Genomic DNA, 1,839 nt, shown 5'->3' with positions numbered 1-1,839 from the left:
TGTTTCTTTTCACACACTGACCATCTCAGGGCAGGCCGCCTTCTCATCTTCTGCGACACGCCCCACGCGAGATCATCGACGACAACCCGAACCAGCCCTATGAATAAGCCTCCATGATGTCAAATGACTCTCTTTCTTGCTCTCCAATTGCACCCACCGTGAGTCTCAAAAAATTGCACTCGGCATTGTGACTGATATCGACATCGCTGACCCTTGGACATTTCAAGAAATTCGCATGGTAGAGCTTGGCAATCACGGTGCACCTCACTGTGGCTTTTCACGGGTGGGGGTGTGGGTCGGTAGGACGGGCCCGGGTGCGGACGAGGGTCCGGGGTCCGTGGATGATGGAGGTTCTCACACGGCCCCCGCCGAAGACCTCGACATGGACAACGCTACCTTCACCCCTGCTGATCTGACCACGTTCTGACGCCTTGATGACCTCGGCCTGAGGGCGACTGGTCAGCACCTGGCCCCTGAGCGGGCCGTTCTGTTGTGCCGCCCGGTCGAGCCTGATGACTGGTGTCATCGCTGCAGCTGTCACGGCCATGTCCGTGACAGCGTGGTCCACGAGCTGGCTCATGCCCCGTCCGACTGGAGACCGACCATCCTCCGGGCGAGACTGCGCCGGTACCAGCACGACGGCTGCGAGCATACGTGTGGGCCAAGACCTCACCAGCACGTTCCCGCCTGCCCAACGCGGCCTTGCGGTGGACTCTCAAGGCCCTGGCGGTCAACCACCTGCCGATGAACGCGATCACGGCCGCGCCCGGCGTGGGCGTGGAGCACCACGAACGACACGGCCCCGGCCGAAGACAGACGACTGCTCATCGACCAACTCGGCCGCCTCGACGACGTGACAGTCATCGGCACGGACGAGCACGTGTGGCATCACACCGGATCGCTCCGGGTCTGGTGGAGGATGTGGGGCCGCGGGTCGAGGCATGGCTCCGGATCGGTGCGCCGATCGCTGACGTGCGGCTCCGGCGACTGCTCTGTGCGGGTCCTCACGGGCGCCGACGACGAGTGAGGCCCGAGCGGGTCGCCACCCGTCGGGGACTCAGACGAGTGGTGCGGCGAAGCGTCCGCAGTAACCGGCCTCGACGGGGCACGGGACGCCTCGGGCGTTGCCGAGGGTTGTGGCGACCACGGCGGCGAGTCTCGCGATGGCCTGCTCGGTGAGGCTGGTGGCCCACTGCCCGTCGCCGGCCCGGGTGAGTTCCTCGATGACCTCGACGGCGAGCCCGGCGACCTGGATGAACCGGCCCACGGACAGCACCGTGCCGGGCAGCAGCGCCACCTCCTGGGCGTCGGGAGCCGCGGACACCGGCGCCACGTCCCGTCCGGTGCGGCCGAGGACGACGGCGATGCCGGGGCTGGTCAGCGCCGCGGTGGCGACGACCAGGTCTCGGCTGGTGGCGGTGATGCCCCGGGTCACCACGACACCGGGCGCGGCACCCGGGGCGCTGGTGACACCGCAGAAGGTGACGGCACCGGCCGGAGGGAGCCGGCTCAGGCCCTCGACGGCGCGTTCGAAACGTTCCCGGGAAGTCGGTCGGGGCGCCGTCACGTGTCTCTCCTGCCGCCGGGAGTCGCCGGCCATCATGATCCCACACCGGCTGTCCGGCCGGCACCGGCCGGGGCCTCTTCGAGGCCCGGCGGACAGCGCATCGCGTGGAAGGATGCTGTCATGAGCAGTCAGACGATCCGCAAGCAGGACGATTGCCCCGGCGCGACCCGGCTCGAGGCTCGTCGACGATCGAGTTGCCCGACCCGGAGCCGATGATGCAGATGTCGAAGTGGTCTTCGGTGTGCGCGTGGGCCATGCGTCCATCCTTGCAC

At 67.5% G+C, this 1,839-nt stretch carries 1 protein-coding gene and 1 pseudogene; one reads left to right on the top strand and one right to left on the bottom strand.

Annotated elements, in window-relative coordinates; translation table 11 throughout:
* Positions 1 to 382 precede the first annotated feature (382 nt).
* Positions 383 to 895 (top strand): annotated as a pseudogene (locus K336_RS19840) (transposase); the annotation flags it as partial.
* A gap of 162 nt (positions 896 to 1,057) precedes the next feature.
* Here K336_RS19840 and K336_RS0112350 read toward each other — a convergent pair.
* On the bottom strand, positions 1,058 to 1,567 hold the full coding sequence (locus tag K336_RS0112350; protein ID WP_028707194.1) for a hypothetical protein: 510 nt from the start codon (positions 1,565 to 1,567) through the stop codon (positions 1,058 to 1,060).
* Positions 1,568 to 1,839: the final 272 nt, after the last annotated feature.

This window comes from Propionibacterium acidifaciens DSM 21887 (assembly GCF_000426605.1).
In the GTDB taxonomy this organism is placed as follows: domain Bacteria; phylum Actinomycetota; class Actinomycetes; order Propionibacteriales; family Propionibacteriaceae; genus Propionibacterium; species Propionibacterium acidifaciens.
Note: the sequence above shows the minus strand (reverse complement) of the source record. Positions and strands in the feature narration are given on the sequence as shown.